18 protein-coding genes are annotated in these 22,028 nt (G+C 53.9%); 9 read left to right on the top strand and 9 right to left on the bottom strand.

What is annotated here, in order from left to right; genetic code table 11:
- Positions 1–13 precede the first annotated feature (13 nt).
- The 5 genes from K6958_RS18475 (at position 14) to K6958_RS18495 (ending at position 5,967) form a co-directional block, all read left to right on the top strand.
- Positions 14–1,387, top strand: coding sequence for a sucrose-specific PTS transporter subunit IIBC (locus K6958_RS18475; protein WP_249892471.1), 1,374 nt, complete (start codon positions 14–16; stop codon positions 1,385–1,387).
- The gene (locus K6958_RS18480; protein WP_249892472.1) at positions 1,384–2,793 is read left to right on the top strand and encodes a sucrose-6-phosphate hydrolase; all 1,410 of its coding nucleotides are present in this window, start codon (positions 1,384–1,386) and stop codon (positions 2,791–2,793) included. Before K6958_RS18475 ends, K6958_RS18480 begins: the two co-directional genes overlap by 4 nt.
- Before the next feature lie 31 nt (positions 2,794–2,824).
- Complete coding sequence (locus tag K6958_RS18485; RefSeq protein WP_249892473.1) at positions 2,825–3,832, top strand: LacI family DNA-binding transcriptional regulator; 1,008 nt, start codon at positions 2,825–2,827, stop codon at positions 3,830–3,832.
- Positions 3,833–3,949: 117 nt separating this feature from the next.
- On the top strand, positions 3,950–5,557 hold the full coding sequence (locus K6958_RS18490; RefSeq protein ID WP_249892474.1) for an inorganic phosphate transporter: 1,608 nt from the start codon (positions 3,950–3,952) through the stop codon (positions 5,555–5,557).
- Between the two features lie 104 nt (positions 5,558–5,661).
- A complete protein-coding gene (locus tag K6958_RS18495) occupies positions 5,662–5,967 on the top strand; it encodes a hypothetical protein (protein WP_249892475.1) in 306 nt (101 codons plus the stop codon).
- Positions 5,968–6,151: 184 nt separating this feature from the next.
- On the opposite strand, the gene K6958_RS18500 is transcribed toward K6958_RS18495, so the two are convergent.
- The 3 genes from K6958_RS18500 to K6958_RS18510 form a co-directional block, all read right to left on the bottom strand.
- Positions 6,152–7,045: an ATP-binding domain-containing protein gene (locus tag K6958_RS18500; RefSeq protein WP_249892476.1), complete on the bottom strand. Its 894-nt coding sequence runs from the start codon at positions 7,043–7,045 to the stop codon at positions 6,152–6,154.
- Positions 7,046–7,105: 60 nt separating this feature from the next.
- Positions 7,106–7,948, bottom strand: a complete 843-nt coding sequence (locus tag K6958_RS18505; RefSeq protein ID WP_249892477.1) for a hypothetical protein — start codon at positions 7,946–7,948, stop codon at positions 7,106–7,108.
- 299 nt (positions 7,949–8,247) lie between these two features.
- Entirely contained in the window at positions 8,248–8,796 is a 549-nt protein-coding gene (locus tag K6958_RS18510) for a single-stranded DNA-binding protein (protein WP_249892478.1), read from the bottom strand.
- A gap of 224 nt (positions 8,797–9,020) precedes the next feature.
- On the opposite strand from K6958_RS18510, the gene uvrA reads away from it, so the two are divergent.
- Positions 9,021–11,852, top strand: coding sequence for an excinuclease ABC subunit UvrA (uvrA, locus tag K6958_RS18515; protein ID WP_249892479.1), 2,832 nt, complete (start codon positions 9,021–9,023; stop codon positions 11,850–11,852).
- 237 nt (positions 11,853–12,089) lie between these two features.
- A complete protein-coding gene (locus K6958_RS18520; RefSeq protein ID WP_249892480.1) occupies positions 12,090–13,154 on the top strand; it encodes an NAD(P)-dependent alcohol dehydrogenase in 1,065 nt (354 codons plus the stop codon).
- 35 nt (positions 13,155–13,189) lie between these two features.
- On the opposite strand, the gene K6958_RS18525 is transcribed toward K6958_RS18520, so the two are convergent.
- The 4 genes from K6958_RS18525 to dnaB all read right to left on the bottom strand — a co-directional run bounded on the left by K6958_RS18525 (position 13,190) and on the right by dnaB (position 16,903).
- Complete coding sequence (locus K6958_RS18525; RefSeq protein ID WP_249892481.1) at positions 13,190–13,528, bottom strand: MmcQ/YjbR family DNA-binding protein; 339 nt, start codon at positions 13,526–13,528, stop codon at positions 13,190–13,192.
- A gap of 2 nt (positions 13,529–13,530) precedes the next feature.
- Complete coding sequence (locus tag K6958_RS18530; protein WP_249892482.1) at positions 13,531–13,947, bottom strand: secondary thiamine-phosphate synthase enzyme YjbQ; 417 nt, start codon at positions 13,945–13,947, stop codon at positions 13,531–13,533.
- A 71-nt stretch (positions 13,948–14,018) separates the two neighbouring features.
- The gene (locus tag K6958_RS18535) at positions 14,019–15,218 is read right to left on the bottom strand and encodes an amino acid aminotransferase (RefSeq protein ID WP_249892483.1); all 1,200 of its coding nucleotides are present in this window, start codon (positions 15,216–15,218) and stop codon (positions 14,019–14,021) included.
- Positions 15,219–15,496: 278 nt separating this feature from the next.
- Positions 15,497–16,903 (bottom strand): replicative DNA helicase, encoded by a 1,407-nt coding sequence (gene dnaB, locus K6958_RS18540; RefSeq protein WP_249892484.1) that lies wholly within the window; start codon positions 16,901–16,903, stop codon positions 15,497–15,499.
- A gap of 97 nt (positions 16,904–17,000) precedes the next feature.
- Here dnaB and K6958_RS18545 point away from each other — a divergent pair, with 97 nt between their 5' ends.
- Entirely contained in the window at positions 17,001–17,984 is a 984-nt protein-coding gene (locus K6958_RS18545) for a quinone oxidoreductase (protein WP_249892485.1), read from the top strand.
- 327 nt (positions 17,985–18,311) lie between these two features.
- Here K6958_RS18545 and dusA read toward each other — a convergent pair whose 3' ends face one another.
- A complete protein-coding gene (dusA, locus tag K6958_RS18550; RefSeq protein WP_434085176.1) occupies positions 18,312–19,358 on the bottom strand; it encodes a tRNA dihydrouridine(20/20a) synthase DusA in 1,047 nt (348 codons plus the stop codon).
- Between the two features lie 360 nt (positions 19,359–19,718).
- Positions 19,719–20,993, bottom strand: coding sequence for a conjugal transfer protein TraF (locus K6958_RS18555; protein WP_434085177.1), 1,275 nt, complete (start codon positions 20,991–20,993; stop codon positions 19,719–19,721).
- 501 nt (positions 20,994–21,494) lie between these two features.
- Here K6958_RS18555 and zur point away from each other — a divergent pair.
- Positions 21,495–22,010, top strand: coding sequence for a zinc uptake transcriptional repressor Zur (zur, locus tag K6958_RS18560; protein ID WP_249892486.1), 516 nt, complete (start codon positions 21,495–21,497; stop codon positions 22,008–22,010).
- Positions 22,011–22,028: the final 18 nt, after the last annotated feature.

Raw genomic sequence — 22,028 nt, forward strand, 5'->3', positions numbered from 1 at the left:
GACAGGGGGTAGTATGGATTTCAACAAGGTTGCGCAGCAGCTTTTACCGTTATTAGGCGGCAGGGAAAATATTGCATCAGCCGCGCACTGCGCCACGCGTCTGCGTCTGGTACTGGTGGATGATGCCAGGGCCGATAAAGAGGCGATCGATAAGCTGGAGGGCGTTAAGGGCTGTTTTCGTAATGCCGGACAGATGCAGATTATTTTCGGCACCGGCGTAGTGAATAAGGTCTATGCGGCCTTTATCCAGGCGGCAGGCATCAGCGAAGCGACGAAAGGCGAAACGGCGCAGGCCGCGACGCAGAAGCTGAATCCGGCTCAGCGCATCGCCCGGCTGCTGTCGAATATTTTCGTGCCAATTATCCCGGCGATTGTCGCGTCTGGCGTCCTGATGGGCCTGCTCGGCATGATGAAGACCTATGGCTGGGTTAATGCCGATAGCGCGCTGTTTGTCATGCTGGATATGTTCAGTTCGGCGGCCTTTATTATTTTACCTATTTTGATCGGCTTTACCGCCGCCCGCGAATTTGGCGGCAACCCCTATCTTGGCGCCACGCTGGGCGGCATTCTGACTCATCCGGCATTGACCAACGCCTGGGGTGTCGCGGACGGCTTTAAGACCATGAATTTTTTCGGCCTGGACGTGGCGATGATTGGCTATCAGGGCACGGTATTTCCGGTGCTGCTGGCGGTCTGGTTTATGAGCCTGCTGGAAAAACGGCTGCGCCGGATTATCCCGGACGCGCTGGATATTATCCTGACGCCGTTTCTGACGGTGATCGTCTCCGGTTTCGTCGCCATGCTGATTATCGGTCCGGTGGGACGGGGGCTGGGCGACGGCATTTCGCTGGTGCTCAGCACGCTGATTGCGCATGCGGGCTGGCTGGCGGGGCTGCTGTTTGGCGGGCTCTATTCGGTGATTGTGGTCACTGGTATTCATCACAGTTTTCACGCCATCGAAGCAGGACTGTTGGGCAATCCTGCTATCGGCGTTAACTTTCTGCTGCCGATCTGGTCGATGGCGAACGTAGCGCAGGCGGGCGCCTGTCTGGCGGTTTGGTTTAAAACACGCGATATCAAAGTGCGCAGCATTGTTCTGCCTTCCGCCTTTTCCGGTATGCTCGGCATTACCGAAGCGGCCATTTTCGGCGTGAACCTGCGTTATATGAAACCCTTTATTGCCGGGATCGTCGGCGGCGCAGCGGCGGGCGCCTGGGTGGTAATTAGTCACGTCAATATGACCGCGGTTGGGCTGACGGCGCTGCCGGGCATGGCTATTGTGCAGACCAGCTCACTGGTGAACTACATTATCGGAATGGCTATGGCCTTTGGCATCGGCTTCCTGCTTTCACTGATGCTGAAATATAAAGTAGAGGCCAGCGCATGAAAGAGATCTCTCTGTTAAAACAAACCCTCAAGGCGTTGATGCAGGGACAGCTACGCGCCGCTCAGGATCCTCATCGTCCGGCCTGGCACCTGGCGGCGCCGGTGGGGCTACTGAATGACCCGAACGGTTTTATTCAGTTCGATGGACATTTTCATCTGTTTTATCAATGGAATCCGCTGGCCTGCGCGCACGGCGCCAAGTTTTGGGGCCACTGGCGTTCTGACGATCTGATTCACTGGCAACATGAGCCGATTGCGCTGGTACCGTCGGAGGAGTATGAAAGCCACGGCTGTTACTCTGGATCTGCGGTAGATAATAATGGCGTGCTGACACTGATCTATACCGGCAACGTGAAGTTCCCGGAAGGCCGCACCGCCTGGCAGTGTCTGGCGACGCTGGAAGAAGATGGCAGCTGCCGCAAGCTGGGGCCGGTTATAGCGTTGCCTGACGGCTATAGCGGCCACGTGCGCGATCCAAAGGTATGGCGTCACGACGATGGGCAGTGGTATATGGTGCTGGGCGCGCAAAATCTGGCGGGCGAAGGCAAAGTACTGCTGCTACGCAGCGCAGATCTGCATAACTGGCAGCTGTTGGGCGAAATCGCCGGTAGCCAGCTTAACGGGCTGGGCGAGTTTGGCTATATGTGGGAGTGTCCGGATCTGTTCCGGCTTGGCGACCGCGACATCCTGATTGCCTGCCCGCAGGGGCTGGCCCCTCAGCAGACGCGCTGGCTCAATACCTTTCAGAGTGGCTATTTTATTGGCGAGCTGGATTATCAGCAGGCTCGTTTTGCGCACGGCGAATTTCATGAGCTGGATTTAGGCTTTGAGTTCTATGCGCCGCAAACCACCGCCAGCAGCGACGGCCGACGCCTGCTGTTTGGCTGGATGGGCATTCCCGATGGCGACGAGTTTTACCAGCCCACCCTCGCTTACGGCTGGATCCATCAGATGACCTGCCCGCGCGAGCTCTCACTGGAAGAGGGGCGTCTGCATCAGCGTCCGGCCCGTGAGCTACAGCAGCTGCGCCGTTCACCGCAGACGTGGCAAGGCGCGGCGCATCAGCTGGCACCGCTCGATATCAGCAGCGCCGAGCTGTTGATCCAACCTGAGGGCGCGCTGACGTTGCACTTTGCCGATGCGCTCTGCTTAAGCTGGAATGGCGAGCAACTTCGGCTGTCGCGGCGCAATCCGCGTAGCGGCCTCGAAGAGCATCGCTACTGGCACGGCAGCCTTGCCCAGCTGCATATTTTTTGCGATCGCTCCAGCGTGGAGATTTTTATTAACGATGGCGAAGCGGTGATGTCCAGCCGCTATTTCCCGTCCGCTGCGCCGCAGCTGCGGCTGACAGACGAAACACAGGTCAATTTGCATTACTGGCGGCTGGAAGATGGCGTGATAGTATAATCCCTATCAAGCCATCCTGATGTAGCCAACAGTGAATAAACCAAAACGCGTCACGATCAAAGATATAGCCCAGCTGGCGGGCGTCTCTAAGTCTACCGCCAGCCTGGTTCTCAGTGGACGAGGTAAGGAGCTGCGCGTTTCGGAAGCGACGCGCGAGCGGGTAATGGATATTGCCCGTCAGGCGCACTATCAACCCAGCATTCATGCGCGCGCATTGAACTCCTCCCGAAGTCATACCGTCGGTCTGGTGGTGCCAGAGATGACCAATCAGGGCTTCGCCACCTTTTCCCATGCGCTGGAAACCCTGTGCCGCGACGCCGGGCTACAGCTGTTGATCGCCTGTACGGATGAAAATGCCAGCCAGGAGACGTTAGCGGTGAATAACCTGATCCAGCGCCAGGTTGATGGTTTGATCGTCGCCTCCAGCATGCTGAATGACGCGGAATACCAGAAGATTAATCAGCAGATCCCGGTAGTGCTGTTTGACCGCCATTTAGGCGAATCCACGCTGCCTTTAGTGATCACCGAGGCGGTGGAACCGACCGCCAGCCTGGTGGAAATCGTGGCGCGAGAGGGCTTTGACGAATTCTATTTCTTCGGTGGCCAGCCGCGCATTTCGCCTACCCGCGATCGGCTGGAGGGTTTCCGTCAGGGGCTGGCGCGAGCGGAAATGCCGCTAAAACCGGAGTGGATTATTCATGGCCATTACCACGCCAGCTCCGGTTATGAAATGTTCGCCGAGCTTTATATGCGCCTGGGCCGCGTGCCGCAGGCATTGTTTTGTGCCGCCTGCGGATTGCAGGAAGGCGTACTGCGCTACCTGAGCCAGCATGGCCTGTTGGATCAGCCGATCCGCCTGTGCAGTTTTGACGATCACTATCTGTATGATGCGCTGTCGATAAAAATCGATACGGTGGTACAAGATGAGCGCATGCTGGCCTGGAACTGTTTTGAGATCGTTTCGGGATTAATGGAAGGCGAAACACCGGAAAACCTGCAACGTCATCTGCCGGCGCGACTGAAGTGGCGTAGCGCCTGACTACGTGCGCCCGGTATTATCTGTAATTCGCTCATTTTACCGTTAGGGTCATCGCTCTGTCATATTGCGCACGTAACACTCCAGTGCTGCGATATCACTTCTTTTGCGAGGCCCATCATGAGCGAGAACCAAACCTGGCACGCCGCGTCATCGCCTGCGCCTGCGCGTCCTGATCTGAGCAGTAAGCACAGTAAAAAAACCGCGTTGGCCGTGATCGTCCTGATGGTTGGCGGACTGATTTTTGCCGGCGTGAACCTGTTTGCCGATGTGGAAGAATCGGGGCAAGTGGTGACCAGTTACTTCCCCTTTGTGCTGTTAGGCCTGGCGCTGGTGATTGCGCTGGCGTTCGGATTTGTCAACGGCTTTCATGACACCGCCAATGCGGTAGCCACGGTGATTTACACCCATTCTCTGCCGCCCGGCGCGGCGATCCTCTGGTCCGGCTTATGCAACTTCAGCGGTGTGCTGCTGTCCAGCGGCGCGGTGGCCTTCGGCATTATTTCGCTGCTGCCGATGGAGCTGATGCTGCAGGCAAGCAGCGGCAACGGCTTTGCCATGATTTATGCCCTGCTCTTTTCCGCAATCGCCTGGAACCTCGGCACCTGGTATCTGGGACTGCCCTCTTCTTCATCCCATACGCTGATTGGCTCAATTATCGGCGTCGGCGTGGCGAACGCGATTAATAACGGCCGCAGCGGCATGGAAGGAGTTAACTGGGATCAGGCGTTGAATGTCGCTTATGCGCTGCTGTTTTCACCGCTTATCGGCTTTGCCAGCGCCGCGTTGCTGCTGTTAGCAATGAAAAAATGGCTGCGCAATCGCCAACTCTATAGCGCGCCGGAAGGAAAGCAGCCGCCGCCGGGCTGGATCCGGGCGCTGTTGATCCTCACCTGTACCGGCGTTTCTTTTGCTCATGGCTCTAACGACGGACAGAAAGGCATGGGACTAATTATGCTGATTCTGGTCGGCGCAATGCCGATTGCCTATGCCCTTAACCGCTCGGTGCCGCCTGAACAGATCCCACGTGTCGCGGCACTGGCGCAGATCACCAGCCAGCAGCTGGTTGGGCAACATGCGCAGCCGCCGCAGGATGCGCCGCGCGATGTGCTGATGCAGTTTATGCGCAGCGGCGATAACACCCCACAGGTAGCGCCAGCGCTGGGCGCGATGCTGGATAAGATTGGCCGACAGATTAAGCAATACGGTTCGATGGAGAATATCCCGGCGCAGCTGGTGGCCAATACCCGTAATGATATGTATCTGGCGGCGGAAAGCATTAAACAGCTAAAGGCGGCGAAAGCGCAGTTTCCCGCGGATACGCAAAATAATCTTGATGCGATGAAAAGCGAGCTGGATAACGCCACTCGCTTTATTCCACTTTGGGTGAAAGTAGTGGTGGCACTGGCGCTCGGCCTGGGCACTATGGTGGGCTGGCGGCGTATTGTGATTACCGTTGGCGAGCGGATCGGCAAGACCCATCTGAGCTATGCGCAGGGCGCCAGCGCGGAACTGGTCACGGTGGCCACCATCGGCGCCGCTGACGCCTTTGGCCTGCCGGTTTCCACCACGCATGTTTTGTCATCTGGCGTCGCAGGCACCATGGCGGCTAACCGCTCCGGCCTGCAGATGGCGACGCTGCGCAATCTGCTGATCGCCTGGGTATTGACGCTGCCGGTATCTATTCTGATTTCCGCCCTGCTGTTTATGCTGTTTATTCATCTTTAAAAGAAGAAGGCGCAGCGGAGGCGCTTTTTTCACGCATCAACATGCCTTTCCTTCAGGTAACGATTAATTATCTATACTTTACTTTTAGTTAACAGGAGGCACTGATGGCGGACTTACAACTGATTGATACACTGGAATTAAACGATGATGGCGCGGCAGCCTATAAATATGAAATTTATGGCGCTGATGAATCGACGCCGGAATATGCGCTGATATTTACTCGTCAGAGCGAAGGCGGTGAGTGGCAGCAGCAGGACGGCAAACTTGAGTTTGCCGCGGCGGAAGAAAAACAGGAAGCCAAAAGCGGCACGATGGATTATGGCTCTGGCGACAGCATGCCGGATCTACGTGATTTACGTCAGGAAGCCAAAGAACGCTGCGAACAACACTATCAGGAAAATCAGTCATAGTGGCAAGCAAAACAGGGCGGCCTGAAGTCGCCCTGCTGTATTGCCGAATCGCCGCGATGGATTTCACCAGCTGCGCTTCCAGCACCAATTTAAAGCAACTTATATTGAAAGCCCGCTACGTACATGCAGGACGCTATAATTAAGAAAGGATTTGACCACATCTGAGTTAAGCCTTTGCCAAAAACTAAAAGTAGTTTTTTAAACTTTCAGGTATAAACACTTTATGTTTTGCTCGGGTGATAGCAACATAAAGTACCGAAAGCTCACTATCTATATCTGCGTTAGGGTTATCAAGCACGACAGCATAGTCGGGGGCAATAACAATATTATCCCATTCCTGCCCTTTAATAGCATGGGTGGTTGATATTACCTTAACCGCCTGTTCCACCGGGTAATTATTTTCTGCAATTTTATCAATGAGATCAGTGGTGTAAAAGCCATATTTTTTAAACAATTTCCATGCAAAATAGACGTCTGGCTCTGGATTATCTATCAGGTCGCTTTCCAGAAAAGCAACGTTTGGGCACTTTAAAATATAGGGGTGCGTTATTTTATCCAACTCGCCCTGAGATAAATAAATGATATTATTAATAATAAACTTTAAAGAATTTATTTCAGTTTTGATATGTATTTTATGCCCGGCACGTAGCTCATTATCGGCAATAAAAATTATCTGGCTTCGGGTTCTGGTTAAAATCGCACCGGCCATATTCGGCAGGTTTTGAGACTCATCATAAAAAATTACCTGCGAGCGTAGATTTTGCTGACCACACACTAGATACTGCGGCGGTTGGCTGTGTTTGGCAAGCACCCGATTTGAACAATCGGCGATCGCTTCACCGAAACGGTAACTGGTGGTTAAGGGAAAACGCGGTTTATCGAACAGTCCCATGGAGTTAACTGCGCCGCGCCATTTGAATAACTGCTGGTAGGTATCCCCTACAATGACAATATTACGATCGGTATGATTACGTAATACATTAAAAAACGCGCCGCTTATATCCTGAGCCTCATCGACGATAATATTTTCATAGTCGTCAGGTAAAGTGATAGATGCCGTTAACGACCAATATTTCATAAGGTGCTCATAGGTAGCGCCCTGCTCCAGAGTTGCGCGTCCTGAAGTAAGGTAATCCCATTAGGTTGTCGCCCAGGCTAAAACCTTTTTCCGGGCGGCAGAAGAAAGTATCGCAACGGGTAGATGCACTTCAGCTAGTTGCAGATCCGTTGAGGTACAGAATCGACTTACCGTTTGGGTAATCAAGCGTGCAACAGTATGACGCTTGACCTTATTGCGTCCCAAATCCAGCGAAGCATCAAACCCCACAATATGTTGTAGAGAATAGGGATGCGGAGCATGCTTATTATTAAAAATGGATTTAAAAGGGGCGTACTCTAAAGCATATCGATGGGCTAATGCATCCTGTGTATAGGCTTGTTCAGTAATCTTTAGTTTCGCCTCGGTGATATTCTCACGCAAAAAAGCGGTATAGAGCGTTTTATTATTGCCTAGCTCATCAATCATCAACTTTGAAACGGTAGATTTACCCGCACCAGCAAAAGCATCAACCTGAATGCCTTGATGACAGTGGTTAATAATTTCCGTTTGTTGATTATCAGGCGTAATAGCAAGAGCAGGTATTTTGGAGCGCGCTTTCCTGTTTGCCTTTTGTCTGATTTTAGTTTGAGATTGCGATATTACCGCGCTGAGACTATTTTCTTCAGGTACTTTACCTACTATAAATCGCTCGAGAATTTGTTCTGAAAGTGCATCATCTGAAGAACAGATAAAGGAGATGTAGGATAAAAGTTCTTGTACGTTATCATAGCCGTACGCTTTTTTACTTAGCGATTCATCATGCTGAACAAGCTCTATCCCCAGCTCAAGTAATTTCTGTTGTTCATGCTGGCTAAGCTTATTAACTATCTTTTCCTGAAACCGGCTATTTATTAGAAAAAAGTAAGGGTGTACTTTATGCATAATCGTCCTTAATGAAACACCTTGTGCTTAATTAAACGGCGCCCAGACTTATCTTTTATCGAATGTTTTTCTATTGATATGGACTTTTCTTCAGTCAGCTAGTGTAACGTTAATCACTACAATATAAAGCATAAATTCATCCATAATATCACTGGCAGGACACATAGCTTGCTCGGATTATAAGATTAATGCCATCGCGCCTTCCACGCTGTAAAGGGGTTGCAGGTCAAACTCAAACCATAAAAAACCCCGCTGACGCGGGGCTTAGTGTTACTGCTGACAGCAAACGCACTATAGACTCAGAACGGAATGTCGTCGTCAAAATCCATTGGCGGTTCGTTATTTGCCGGCGCGCTCTGCTGCTGCGGACGAGCAGGTGCCTGGCCGCCGCCGCTGAACTGGCTGCCGCCCTGCGGCTGCTGAGGCTGACCCCAGCCGTTATTATTGCTGTTGCTGCCGCCCATACCGCCGCCTGCCGGCGCGCCTGCGCCGCCGCCCTGACGGCCGCCCAGCATCTGCATGGTGCCGCCAACGTTAACGACCACTTCCGTGGTGTAACGTTCCTGGCCGCTCTGATCCTGCCATTTGCGCGTTTGCAGAGAGCCTTCGATATAAACCTGAGAACCTTTACGCAGGTATTCACCTGCTACTTCCGCCAGTTTGCCGAACAGCACAACGCGGTGCCATTCCGTTTTCTCTTTGGTCTCTCCGGTCTGCTTGTCACGCCAGCTTTCGGAGGTAGCCAGCGTAATATTCGCTACGGCTCCACCATTAGGCATATAACGCACTTCCGGATCCTGACCCAGATTCCCGACAAGAATCACTTTGTTAACGCCTCTGCTGGCCATGTTCGCATCTCCCGATGAGTATTCATTAAGTCTAAACGGTAAATTCTATCACGCTAGCCTGCCCGATCATACTTCCGAGCAAGCTTCCAATAATGAAGATCTTTTTGCACGGTTGCAACAGACTACTGGATATACATTCAGTTATTTTTTGTGCCATAATGACCTGTTTAGTCCTGCCGTATCGTTACGGGCATGGTGAGTCTGCGCTAATCCGGGAAATGTGAATGGATAAGATTGAAGTCCGGGGTGCTCGCACCCACAACCTGAAAAACATCAACCTGATCATCCCTCGCGACAAACTGATCGTTGTCACCGGCCTGTCAGGTTCCGGTAAATCCTCGCTGGCGTTCGATACGCTGTATGCTGAGGGACAACGCCGCTACGTGGAATCGCTTTCCGCCTATGCGCGTCAGTTTCTTTCGCTGATGGAAAAACCGGATGTCGATCATATCGAAGGCCTGTCGCCGGCGATTTCGATCGAGCAGAAATCAACGTCCCATAACCCGCGATCGACCGTGGGCACCATCACCGAAATTCACGACTACCTGCGCCTGCTGTTCGCTCGCGTCGGCGAGCCGCGCTGCCCCGATCACGGCGTACCGCTGGCGGCGCAAACCGTCAGCCAGATGGTGGATAACGTGCTGGCCCAGCCGGAAGGCGCACGCCTGATGCTGCTGGCACCGGTAGTGAAAGATCGTAAAGGCGAACATACCAAAACGCTGGAGAATCTGGCGACGCAGGGTTATATCCGCGCGCGCATCGATGGCGAAGTGTGCGATCTTTCCGATCCGCCGAAGCTGGAACTGCAAAAGAAACACACCATCGAAGTCGTTATCGATCGCTTTAAGGTCCGCGAAGATCTGGCGACGCGACTGGCGGAATCGTTTGAAACCGCGCTGGAGCTTTCCGGCGGTACGGCGATCGTCGCCGATATGGATGACGCCGATGCGGATGAACTGCTGTTCTCCGCTAACTTCGCCTGTCCGATTTGCGGCTACAGCATGAGCGAGCTGGAGCCGCGCCTGTTCTCGTTTAACAACCCGGCAGGCGCCTGCCCGACCTGCGACGGCCTTGGCGTACAGCAATATTTCGATCCTGAGCGCGTGGTGCAAAATGCCGAGCTATCGCTGGCCGGCGGCGCGATCCGCGGCTGGGATCGCCGTAATTTCTACTATTTCCAGATGTTGCGTTCGCTGGCAGAACATCTGAAGTTTGATGTGGAAGCGCCGTTCAATACCCTGAGCGAGAAAGCGCAGCAGGTGATCCTGTATGGATCAGGCAAGGAAAGCATCGAATTTAAATATATTAACGATCGCGGCGATACCTCGGTGCGCCGTCATCCGTTCGAAGGCGTTCTGCATAATATGGAACGCCGCTATAAAGAGACGGAGTCCAGCGCGGTACGCGAGGATCTGGCGAAGTTTATTAGCAACCGCGCCTGCGCCACCTGCGAGGGGACGCGTCTGCGTCGCGAAGCGCGTCATGTTTACGTGGAAGACACTACGCTGCCGACCATCTCAGATATGAGCATCGGTCATGCGATGGACTTTTTCCGCAACCTGAAGCTGAGCGGCCAGCGTGCGAAAATCGCCGAGAAAGTGCTGAAAGAGATTGGCGACCGCCTGAGTTTCCTGGTGAATGTCGGTCTGAACTATCTCTCTATGTCGCGTTCGGCGGAGACGCTCTCCGGCGGCGAGGCGCAGCGTATTCGTCTGGCCAGCCAGATCGGCGCTGGCCTGGTCGGCGTAATGTACGTGCTGGATGAGCCCTCTATCGGTCTGCATCAGCGTGATAACGAACGCCTGCTGGAAACGCTGATTCATCTGCGCAACCTCGGCAATACGGTAATTGTGGTCGAGCACGATGAGGACGCCATTCGCGCCGCTGACCATATTATCGATATCGGGCCGGGCGCCGGCGTGCACGGCGGTCAGGTAGTGGCGGAAGGCACCGCTGAAGAGATTATGCAGGTAGAAGAGTCGCTTACCGGCCAGTATCTGAGCGGCAAGCGGAAAATCGCCGTACCGGAGCAGCGTGTTCCCGCCGATCCCACGAAGGTGCTGAAGCTGAGCGGCGCGCGCGGCAACAACCTGAAAGACGTTACGCTAACGCTGCCGGTTGGACTGTTTACCTGTATTACCGGCGTTTCCGGCTCCGGTAAATCGACGCTGATTAACGATACGCTGTTCCCTATCGCCCAGCGTCAGCTGAACGGGGCGACCATTGCCGAACCGGCGCCTTACCGCGAAGTAACCGGTATGGAGAACTTCGATAAGGTTATCGATATCGATCAAAGCCCGATTGGCCGTACGCCGCGTTCAAACCCGGCGACCTATACCGGCATCTTTACGCCGATTCGCGAACTGTTTGCGGGCGTGCCGGAGTCGCGCTCACGCGGCTATAACCCGGGACGCTTTAGTTTTAACGTGCGCGGCGGGCGCTGCGAAGCCTGTCAGGGCGACGGCGTACTGCGCGTAGAGATGCACTTCCTGCCGGACATTTATGTGCCGTGCGATCAGTGTAAAGGCAAGCGTTATAACCGTGAGACGCTGGAGATTAAATATAAAGGCAAAAGCATTCATGAAGTGCTGGATATGACCATCGAAGAAGCGCGCGAGTTCTTTGATGCCGTGCCTGCGCTGGCGCGTAAGCTGCAAACGCTGATGGATGTGGGCCTTTCCTATATTCGCCTTGGTCAGTCGGCAACCACGCTGTCGGGCGGCGAGGCGCAGCGCGTGAAGCTGGCGCGTGAGCTGTCGAAGCGCGGCACCGGCCAGACGCTCTATATCCTTGATGAGCCGACCACCGGCCTGCACTTTGCCGATATTCAGCTGTTGCTGACGGTGCTGCATCAGCTCCGCGATCAGGGCAATACCATCGTGGTGATTGAGCATAACCTCGACGTGGTGAAAACCGCTGACTGGATTGTCGATCTCGGTCCGGAAGGCGGCAGCGGAGGCGGACAGATATTGGTCGCCGGTACGCCGGAAACCGTCGCCAAATGTGAAGAATCCCATACGGCCCGCTTCCTGAAGCCGCTGCTGGAACAACGTTAATCGACTATACCTCCGCCCCTGCCGCGCTCCGCGTCAGGGGCTTTTTAATCATCTTGCCTCTTTCCAGGGCATTCATGCAGAATCAGGCAAGATTTAGACACTTTCAGGTCTGGTTGCTCTTCCACACGCTGTTATGCTTATTAGCTCTTACTCGCACTCAGGTGCTGAGCGCCCGGTTTAACCGGAGCGGAATGCTTTTCCTCTCGCTTCACAACGGCTTCAATCACAGGAGACACCATGAATATTACGCACGCTTATGCTGCCCAGGATGCGAAATCCAAACTCGCGCCTTTTGACTATAAGCCGCGTGAATTGCGCGCACATGATGTACAAATTGAAGTGTTATTTTGCGGCGTTTGCCATTCCGACCTGCATCAGGCTCGCGATGAATGGAATAACACCCTGTTCCCGGTGGTACCCGGCCATGAAATTGTCGGACGCGTAACCGCCGTCGGCGGCCATACGCAAAAATATAAAGTAGGCGCTCTGGTAGGCGTTGGCTGTATGGTCGATTCCTGTCGCACCTGCCCCAGCTGCCAGGAAGGCCTGGAGCAGTATTGCGAAAACGGTATGGTGCCGACCTATAACGGTCAGGATCGCGAAACGCAGGAAGTGACCTACGGCGGCTACTCCACCAGCATTGTGGTGCATGAAGATTTTGTGCTGCGCGTACCGGAAAACCTCGACCCGGCAGGCGTGGCGCCGCTGCTGTGCGCAGGTATTACCACTTACTCGCCGCTGCGTCACTGGAACGTCGGCCCGGGCAAAAAAGTGGGTATCGTTGGCCTGGGCGGCCTGGGTCATATGGGCGTGAAACTGGCGCATGCCATGGGCGCGCATGTGGTACTGTTTACCACTTCCCCTTCGAAAATTGAAGATGGCAAACGCCTGGGCGCCGATGAAGTGGTGGTTTCTAAAGATCCGCAGCAGATGGCGCAGCACACCAACAGCTTTGACTTTATCCTGAATACCGTCGCGGCTCAGCACGATCTCAACCCGTTTATCAACCTGCTGAAGCGCGATGGTAACATGACGCTGGTCGGCGCCCCGGAAAACGATCATCCGTCGCCGCACGTATTCGATCTGATTTTCAAACGTCGCAGCGTGGCCGGTTCGCTGATCGGCGGCATTGCCGAAACCCAGGAGATGCTCGACTTCTGCGGTAAGCACAATATCACTTCCGATATTGAGCTGATCGCCATGAATCAGATTAACGAAGCCTATGAACGCATGCTGAAAAGCGATGTGAAATATCGCTTTGTTATCGATATTGATACGCTGCGTCAGGAATCTGCCGCATAACAGCCCTGTCGCTGCGGCTTGTCCGCAGCGACAGTTTAGTGATGACCCGCCGCTTTGGTCGCCAGCGCCTGCTGTAGCGACGCATCGACCAGATAGTAAATCTGCGAATCTTTCAGGCCGCCATCCAGATAAAGCGTGCTCCAGTGGGATTTATTTAAATGAGCGCTGGGAAAAACGTCGGCATGCTGTTGGCGCAGCAAATCAGCCAGCGCCGGAGAGGTTTTCAACGATACGGCTGGCCGCCCTTCTGACTCATGCACCATGGCGAATAGCACGCCGTCCGACTGAATTTGCGTTGCCTTCCAGTCATTGTGAACGCGCTGTTCCGCCCCTTCTTTACTCATGCAGTATGACAACAGATCTGAAGTATTCATTGTTACTCTCCTTGCAGCGTGGCGATAATGCGGCGTGAACCGCCGTGTATGCGATGCTCTCCCAGCCAGATCCCCTGCCATGTGCCTAACACCAGACGCCCGCGGTTAACCGGCAGCAGTAGCGAAACGCCAAGCAATGAAGATTTAATATGCGCCGGCATATCATCCGCGCCTTCGTAGTCATGCTGATAAGGCGCGCTTTCCGGCACGTGACGCATAAAGTGCTGCTCCATATCGCTGCGCACCGTGGGATCGCAATTCTCATTTAACGTCAGAGACGCGGAGGTATGCTGTAGCAACAGATGCAGCAGCCCGGTATTAATTTCACGTAGCACCGGCAATTGCTCAACAATTTCATCGGTAACCAGGTGAAAGCCGCGCGCTTTCGCGCCCAGCGCCAGGGTCTGTTGATGCCACATAACGCCACACTCCTTTTTTAAAAGACTTCGTTAAGTGTGCAGCATGTGGCGCAAAGGTAAACCTGCAAAGATTAAAAATTATTTACTGCCGCGAAGGCTTCCGCGACCTGATGAACGTTGTTGCCATTCAGGCCCGCTACGCACATACGTCCGCTGTGAATCAGGTAAATACCAAATTCTTCACGCAGGCGATCGACCTGTTGGGCGCTCAGTCCGGTGTAGCTGAACATACCGCGCTGTTTCAGCAGGTAGTCAAAATTCTTGCCCGGCAGCGCGGCGCTGAGGGCGGTAACCAGTGCCTGGCGCATATCCAGAATCCGCAGGCGCATCGCCTCCACTTCTGCCAGCCAGTTGGCCTTCAGCGCATCATCATTCAGTACGCAGGCCACAACCTGAGCGCCAAAGTTTGGCGGTGAAGAGTAGTTACGACGCACCGTGGCTTTCAGTTGCCCCTGAACGCGCGCCGCCTCTTCCGCATCCGCACAGACGACCGATAGCCCACCGACGCGCTCGCCATACAGCGAGAAGATTTTTGAAAAAGAGTTGCTGACAAGCGCAGAAATACCGGCGGCGGCGATGGCGCGGATAGCGTACGCATCCTCTTCCATACCGGCACCGAAGCCCTGATAGGCAATATCAAGGAAAGGAATGAGCTGCTGCGCCTGCAGCACTTCCACTACGCGATCCCACTGCGCGTCCGTCAGATCGGCGCCGGTTGGGTTATGGCAGCAGGGATGCAGCAGTACTACGCTCTGAGCAGGAAGCGTCTTCAGCGTGGCCAGGAAATCATCGAACTTAACCCCATGCGTTTGCGCGTCATACCAGGGATAGGTATGTACCTCAAAACCGGCACCCGCAAAGATCGCCACATGGTTTTCCCAGGTCGGATCGCTTACCCACACCTGTGACTGCGGAAAATAGCGCTTCAGGAAATCAGCCCCGACTTTCAGCGCGCCGGAGCCGCCCACGGTTTGAATCGTCGCGATGCGTTTTGCCTGCAGCGCCGCGTGCTGCGCGCCAAACAGCAGAGGGGCAATCGCCTGGCGGTAGCTGACCAGCCCGTCCATCGGCAGATAGAGTGATGCCTGCTGCGGCTGGGCATTCAGGCGCGCTTCCGCTTCGGCTACCGCCTGCAGCTGCGGGATAATGCCCTGCTCGTTGTAATAGAGGCCAATGCTCAGGTTAACCTTATGCGGGCGCGGATCCTGCCTGAAGGTCTCCATTAATGTAAGAATCGGATCGCCAGCGTAGGCATCAACTTTCTGAAACACGGTAAATCTCCATAGTGATAGTGTCGTTTATCAGATCAAATCTCATAACGCCGGGACCGGGATTTATCATAATAATCGGTCGTCTTTAGCGTTACCTACAATGTCATATAAAACAGATTCAATAAGTAGGCCTGACGTCGGCGGGCGACATGCCTGTCTGGAATAGCGGGGAAGGTTTGCCGCTCTTAATGCATTAATCGTTACAGATAAGCGCAGTTAAGCGGCAAATGTCCAACAGAATTTTTCAATCTCTGGCGGGGATGCGCAAAAGACGCGCGTTATTCGTCGTCGTATTGCGGCCCGGCATAATTGTCGAAACGCGACCACTGACCGTTAAAGGTCAAACGCACCGTACCGATTGGGCCATTACGCTGCTTACCGATGATGATCTCGGCGATCCCTTTCAGATCGCTGTTTTCGTGATACACCTCGTCACGATAAATAAACATGATCAGGTCGGCATCCTGCTCGATCGAGCCGGATTCACGCAGATCGGAGTTTACCGGACGTTTATCGGCACGCTGCTCCAGCGAGCGGTTAAGCTGCGACAGCGCCACCACCGGCACATTCAGTTCTTTTGCCAGCGCCTTCAGCGAGCGGGAAATCTCAGCGATCTCCAGCGTACGGTTATCGGAAAGCGACGGTACGCGCATCAGCTGCAGGTAGTCGATCATGATAAGGCTTAATCCGTTATTTTCACGGAAAATGCGCCGCGCGCGTGAGCGCACTTCCGTCGGCGTCAGGCCGGAAGAGTCATCGATATAGATGTTCTTTTTCTCCAGCAGCACGCCCATGGTGCCGGAAATCCGCGCCCAGTCTTCATCATCCAGCTGACCAGTACGAATACGCGTCTGATCCACGCGTGACAGCGACGCCAGCATACGCATCATAATCTGCTCGCTAGGCATCTCCAGACTAAAAATCAGGACCGGTTTTTCATGCAGCATCGCGGCATTTTCGCACAGGTTCATCGCGAAAGTGGTTTTACCCATCGACGGACGCGCCGCCACGATAATCAAGTCCGAACCCTGTAGGCCGGCGGTTTTTTTATTGAGATCCTGATAGCCGGTATCAACGCCGGTTACGCCGTCATGCGGCTTCTGATAAAGCGACTCGATACGTGAAACCGTCGCTTCAAGGATTTGCTCAATGTTTTTCGGGCCTTCATCTTTATTGGCGCGCTGCTCGGCGATTTTAAAGACGTTTGATTCGGCAAAATCCAGCAGATCTTCGCTACTGCGTCCTTGCGGATCGTAACCGGCATCGGCGATCTGGTTCGCTACCGCGATCATCTCGCGTACCACCGCGCGCTCGCGCACGATATCGGCGTAGGCGTTGATGTTCGCCGCGCTGGGGGTATTTTTTGACAGCTCGGCCAGGTAGGCAAAGCCGCCTACCATATCCAGCTCGCCGCGCTGTTCCAGCGAATCGGAAAGCGTAATCAGGTCGATGGGCTGGCTGGCTTCCAGCAGACGCTGCATTTCACTGAATATCAGACGATGAGGGCGACTGTAGAAGTCTTCGGCCACCACGCGCTCTGAGACGTTATCCCAGCGCTCGTTGTCCAGCATCAACCCGCCCAGCACCGACTGTTCCGCTTCCAGCGAATGGGGCGGTAATTTCAACCCTTCTACCTGGCGATCGCGAACCTCGTTGGATTTGTTGGTGGGTTTATTTCCTGCCATAGTGAATGCAATACCGAATATGTGAGTGACGCGCAAGTATACCCGTTTTTCGCCTGCTTGACGTCATGTCGTAACTGGAAAACCGACAGGAGTGGTAATGGCAAAACGTATTCAAATCGCCGAATATGGCGGCCCGGAAACGCTGCAATGGGTTGACTTTAACCCCTCCGATCCCGCGGAAAACGAGGTACAGGTAGAAAACAAAGCTATCGGCATCAACTATATCGATACTTACGTGCGCTCCGGGCTGTATCCCGTGCCTGAACTGCCTTCCGGAATCGGCACCGAGGCCGCCGGCGTGGTGGTCAAGGTCGGCAGCAAGGTGACGGCGATAAAACCCGGCGATCGCGTGGTGTATGCACAATCCCCGCTGGGCGCCTACAGTGAAATCCATCATGTGCATCAGGATAAGGTCGCGCTGCTGCCTGATGCCATCTCTTTTGAACAGGCGGCCGCCTCGTTTTTGAAAGGGCTTACCGTGCATTACCTGCTGCGCCAAACTTATGAAGTGCAGCCGGATGAGATCTTTTTATTTCACGCCGCAGCGGGCGGCGTAGGCCTGATCGCCTGTCAGTGGGCGAAGGCGCTCGGCGCGCATTTAATCGGCACGGTAGGCTCGGCGGAAAAAGCGCAGCTGGCCAAAGATCGCGGCGCCTGGGCGACCATCAACTATCGTGAAGAGGATATTGCGCAGCGCGTCAGCGAGCTGACCGACGGGAAGAAAGTCCGCGTGGTGTATGATTCGGTGGGCAAGGCGACCTGGGAAGCCTCGCTTGAGTGCTTACAACGGCGCGGCCTGATGGTGAGCTTCGGCAACGCCTCCGGCCCGGTGACCGGGGTTAATCTGGCGATTCTTAACCAGAAAGGCTCGCTTTACCTGACACGCCCTTCGCTCAATGGCTATATCACGACGCGGGATGAACTGCAGCGCGCCAGTAACGATCTCTTTTCAATGATTGCCAGCGGTGCGATTAAGGTGGAAGTCCCGGAGAACCAACGTTTTCCGTTACGCGAGGCGCAGCGCGCCCATACGCAGCTGGAAAGCCGCGCAACGCATGGGTCCAGCCTGTTGATCCCCTGAGGCCGCCGCCGTACAAAACAATAAGGGCTTCCCGCAGGAAGCCCTTTTGCTTTTTTTAGTTCGCGCTGTTGTAGGGTACAGCGGCGATAAATTATTTCGACTCAACGAGAAAGAGTCTCGCAGAATTCATAAGTAAAAAATATGTTTAATTGCGAAAAATGGCAAAGCAAAACTTTACTCTGTGATCCATGCCTCATCTTGACTGAATTTGTCTACCTAACTCCTTGATAAATATCCTGAGAAGGTTTTCTTATCGCGGCTTAACGTTAACAGGCAATAAAAAAACCCGTACGGCAGCCGTACGGGTTTTAACATAATCGAAACAAATCAAGCGCCTGTCGTCATCTTATCTGCGACCAACGATAGCGCTTTTTCTACCACCTCAATTCCGGCGCCCGGCTTATGCGCGTTTTCGCTTAAATAACGACGCCACTGCCGCGCTCCGGGAATGCCCTGGAACAGACCCAGCATATGACGCGTGACATGGCCGAGGTAAGTTCCCTGCGCCAGTTCTTGCTCGATATACGGGTACATGGCACGCACCACGGCAACCGGATCGGCATCTGGCGCGGCGCTGCCAAACAGCACGCGATCCACCTGCGCCAGCAGGCCAGGGTTCTGGTAGGCCTCTCGCCCCATCATAACGCCGTCCAGATGACGAAGGTGTTCCTGCGCCTCCTCCAGCGTTTTTACTCCGCCGTTGATCGCCATCGTCAACTGGGGAAAATCACGCTTCAACTGATAAACGCGCGGGTAGTCCAGCGGCGGGATCTCACGGTTTTCCTTCGGGCTAAGGCCGGAAAGCCAGGCTTTACGCGCATGAATAATAAAGGTATCGCAGCCGCCCTGCTGAGCTACCGTACCGATAAAATCACACAGGAATTCATAGCTGTCTTGATCGTCGATACCGATGCGCGTTTTCACCGTGACCGGGATAGAAACCACATCGCGCATCGCCTTGATGCAATCCGCCACCAGCGCCGCTTCGCCCATCAGGCAGGCGCCGAAACGCCCATTCTGTACGCGGTCGGACGGGCAGCCGACATTCAGGTTGATCTCATCGTAGCCACGCGCCTGCGCCAGCTGCGCGCACTGCGCCAGTGCCACCGGATCGCTGCCGCCCAGCTGCAGGGCAACCGGATGTTCCGCCTCGTTATAGGCCAGATAATCGCCTTTGCCATGAATAATGGCACCGGTAGTGACCATTTCGGTATAAAGCAGTGTATTGCGCGTTAGCTGACGATGAAAATAGCGGCAGTGGCGATCGGTCCAGTCGAGCATAGGCGCGATGGAAAAGCGCTGAGAAGAAAAAGTCGCGCTATTTTTAGCGGCGCCGTCGTGCTGGGCCGTTGATAATTCTGAGTTTTGAGACATTTTTTAACTTTTGATGTTTCGGTTCTCTGCCAGCCTGCGGCAGGAACGGAGGAAAGAGCAGCATAAAAGATGGCCTATTATAACATAGCGCTGGGCCAGGCGCGTAGAGGACGTATAGCGCTATCGCTGTACTGAGGGCGTCAGGGAACGTCGCACAGGAAAGCCGCGCCGGACGCCGGGCAGCCTGAAAGTAGTATTGATCTGATACCCTGGCAGTTCGATGAATCGGGCTGTTTCACTGCGTGCTGAAGTACTCTGCCCCGGCCTCATAACATCAGCCAGGCGGAAGCAGGACCGCAGTAAAAGAACGGTGGTCCCGCCAGGTAAAGCGTGCCGTTTCCGGCGCAGCTTGTGGTTTTATCAGAAAGAGAAGCCCAGCTGCGCCATCGCGCCCCAGGTTTCGTCTTCCCCGACTGAGCCCGCCAGATCAAGATGAACACGGTTGTTAAACGGTGAAATGCCAAAACCGGCGCTAACAACGTTGCTATCGTTAGATTTCATATCAGCGTGATAGCCGCCGCGCAGCTGCAACCAGTCAAGAACGCGATATTCCACACCGACGCCCGCGTACTGGCTATCATCCTGCGATTTAAAGCGTTTAGTACGGGTGGCATCCACATCCAGGCTGGCAGTCAGCTTTTCGGTGTGCCAGGCCGCGCCAGCAGTCACCAGCGGACGAATCTGGTAAGTATCGCGATAGCCATTCACCTCTTTCGTTTCAATATCGCGTGAGATCAGGTTTTGCGCGCTCAGACCAAAGGTCCAGTTCTCACCCACGTCGGTAGAGAGGCCCGCATCAAGGTTAAAGCCGGTATCGTTGGTGCGATACTCGCTGTCGGTGACCTTATCTTTATCGAAGTTATAAACCGAGGCGCGATAGTTATACAGGCGAGTCTGCTGCAGCTTTGGCGTAATACCTACCGAGACCGCCTGTTCACCAATCTTAAACTCATGCGCGACCGCAATACCGTAATCGGCCACAATCGCCGCCACGCCGGTAGCGCTGGAGCGCAACCGATACTGATCGCCCGGCACAGGAAGGAGCGGCCCCCTGGCTACGGCATCAAGATAATCGATATCGCTTTGCGCCACGTCGGTTTGCAGATGCGCCGTACCGTAGGCTTTTGCCACAAACGCAAACGGCAGTGTTTCATTCGGCACCGCAACGACAATTGCAGCGCCAGCAGAACCATTGGCCTTGTTACCGCGCAGATCGCGCAGCTGATTAGCTAAATCGCCGGCGGCGGAGCGTACGTTGCCAATCATATCAAGCGCACCGGCAGGATTGGTCAACAAATCCTGTGGGTCGAAGTTATTGAAGACATCCTGATAACGATCGACGGTATCAGTCACATCATCGATCTTATCAACCATATTGTCTTTATCGCTGAGCTGTACGCCGACAGAGGGCAGGATCACGCTGACATTATCTTCCGCACGGCCTTTGGTCAGCAGCGCCGGGTTAGATAATGGCGCGGTAGTATAGTTGGATGAGGCTACGCCTGTGCCGCCCATCGCATCATTACGTGCATCAAAGTAGCTGCCGGCCGCCAGGGAAGAAAAAGAAGTAAAGATTAACGGCATTAACGCTGCCGCAGGAGAAAGCTTCAAAAAATGAATGTTTTTCTTTGCCATTATCAGACGCCATCCAAATAAGCTGAAAGTAAGAAGGAAATCACTGAGTGAATGATGACCAGTAATTGCCTGTTTTATTAACCTGAACTCAGGCCTTTTTCCCCGGCTTATCAGCGGATTGCTGCTTTTATAAGCAACCCGCAGCTTAACGTTTTTTATGATTTTTGGCAGTTTAGCTTTTCTGCGGTTATTAAGCCTGATTGAACATTAGCTGGATCTTTTTTTTACTGCAAACAGGAACCGTGCTTATTTATGGGCCTAAACGATTTAGTGACGCTATCGGCATGATAATAAAAAGGCCATTAAGTTTCAGGGCCGATGGAAATTTGCCGTTTTTCGGTAATTTAACGCACGTTAGGCGACTTTTTTCAGCGGCATTGGGAAAAAATCTGTATTTAGCGGTGATAGAGCGGGTTACTCAGCATAGTGGCGATTTAGCAATCATTTTGTCTGATAACGGGCGTGTGATAACATAACATTTCAATCGCCCGGAGAAAGATTATGAGCGTATCGCCTTCACAACAGATTTTGTCGCAGGCTGAAAAAATCTGTCTGCAACGCAACGTGCGCCTGACGCCACAGCGTCTGGAGGTGCTGCGTCTGATGGCTGAACAGAATACAGCAATTAGCGCTTATGACCTGCTCGATCTGTTACGCGTCTCTGAGCCGCAGGCCAAACCGCCGACCATTTATCGCGCGCTCGATTTTTTGCTGGAGCAGGGTTTTATTCATCGCGTTGAATCGAATAACAGCTACGTAGTATGTCATCATTTCGAAGAGCCGCAGCATACTTCGGCGATGTTGATTTGCGATCGATGCGGCACCGTCAGTGAAGAGCATGCGCAGGGTGTGGAAACCGTTCTCCAGCTGCTTTCTCAGCAGAGCGGATTCTCATTGCGTAATAGCGTGATAGAGGCGCATGGGCTGTGTGCTGGCTGTAAAGATGTGGAAAACTGTCAGCATCCGGAAAACTGTACGCACGATCACAGCATCATGGATAAAAAACGTGGGCGATAGCGAATCGGGGAAAAAAGT

Source organism: Mixta hanseatica (assembly GCF_023517775.1).
GTDB lineage: Bacteria > Pseudomonadota > Gammaproteobacteria > Enterobacterales > Enterobacteriaceae > Mixta > Mixta hanseatica.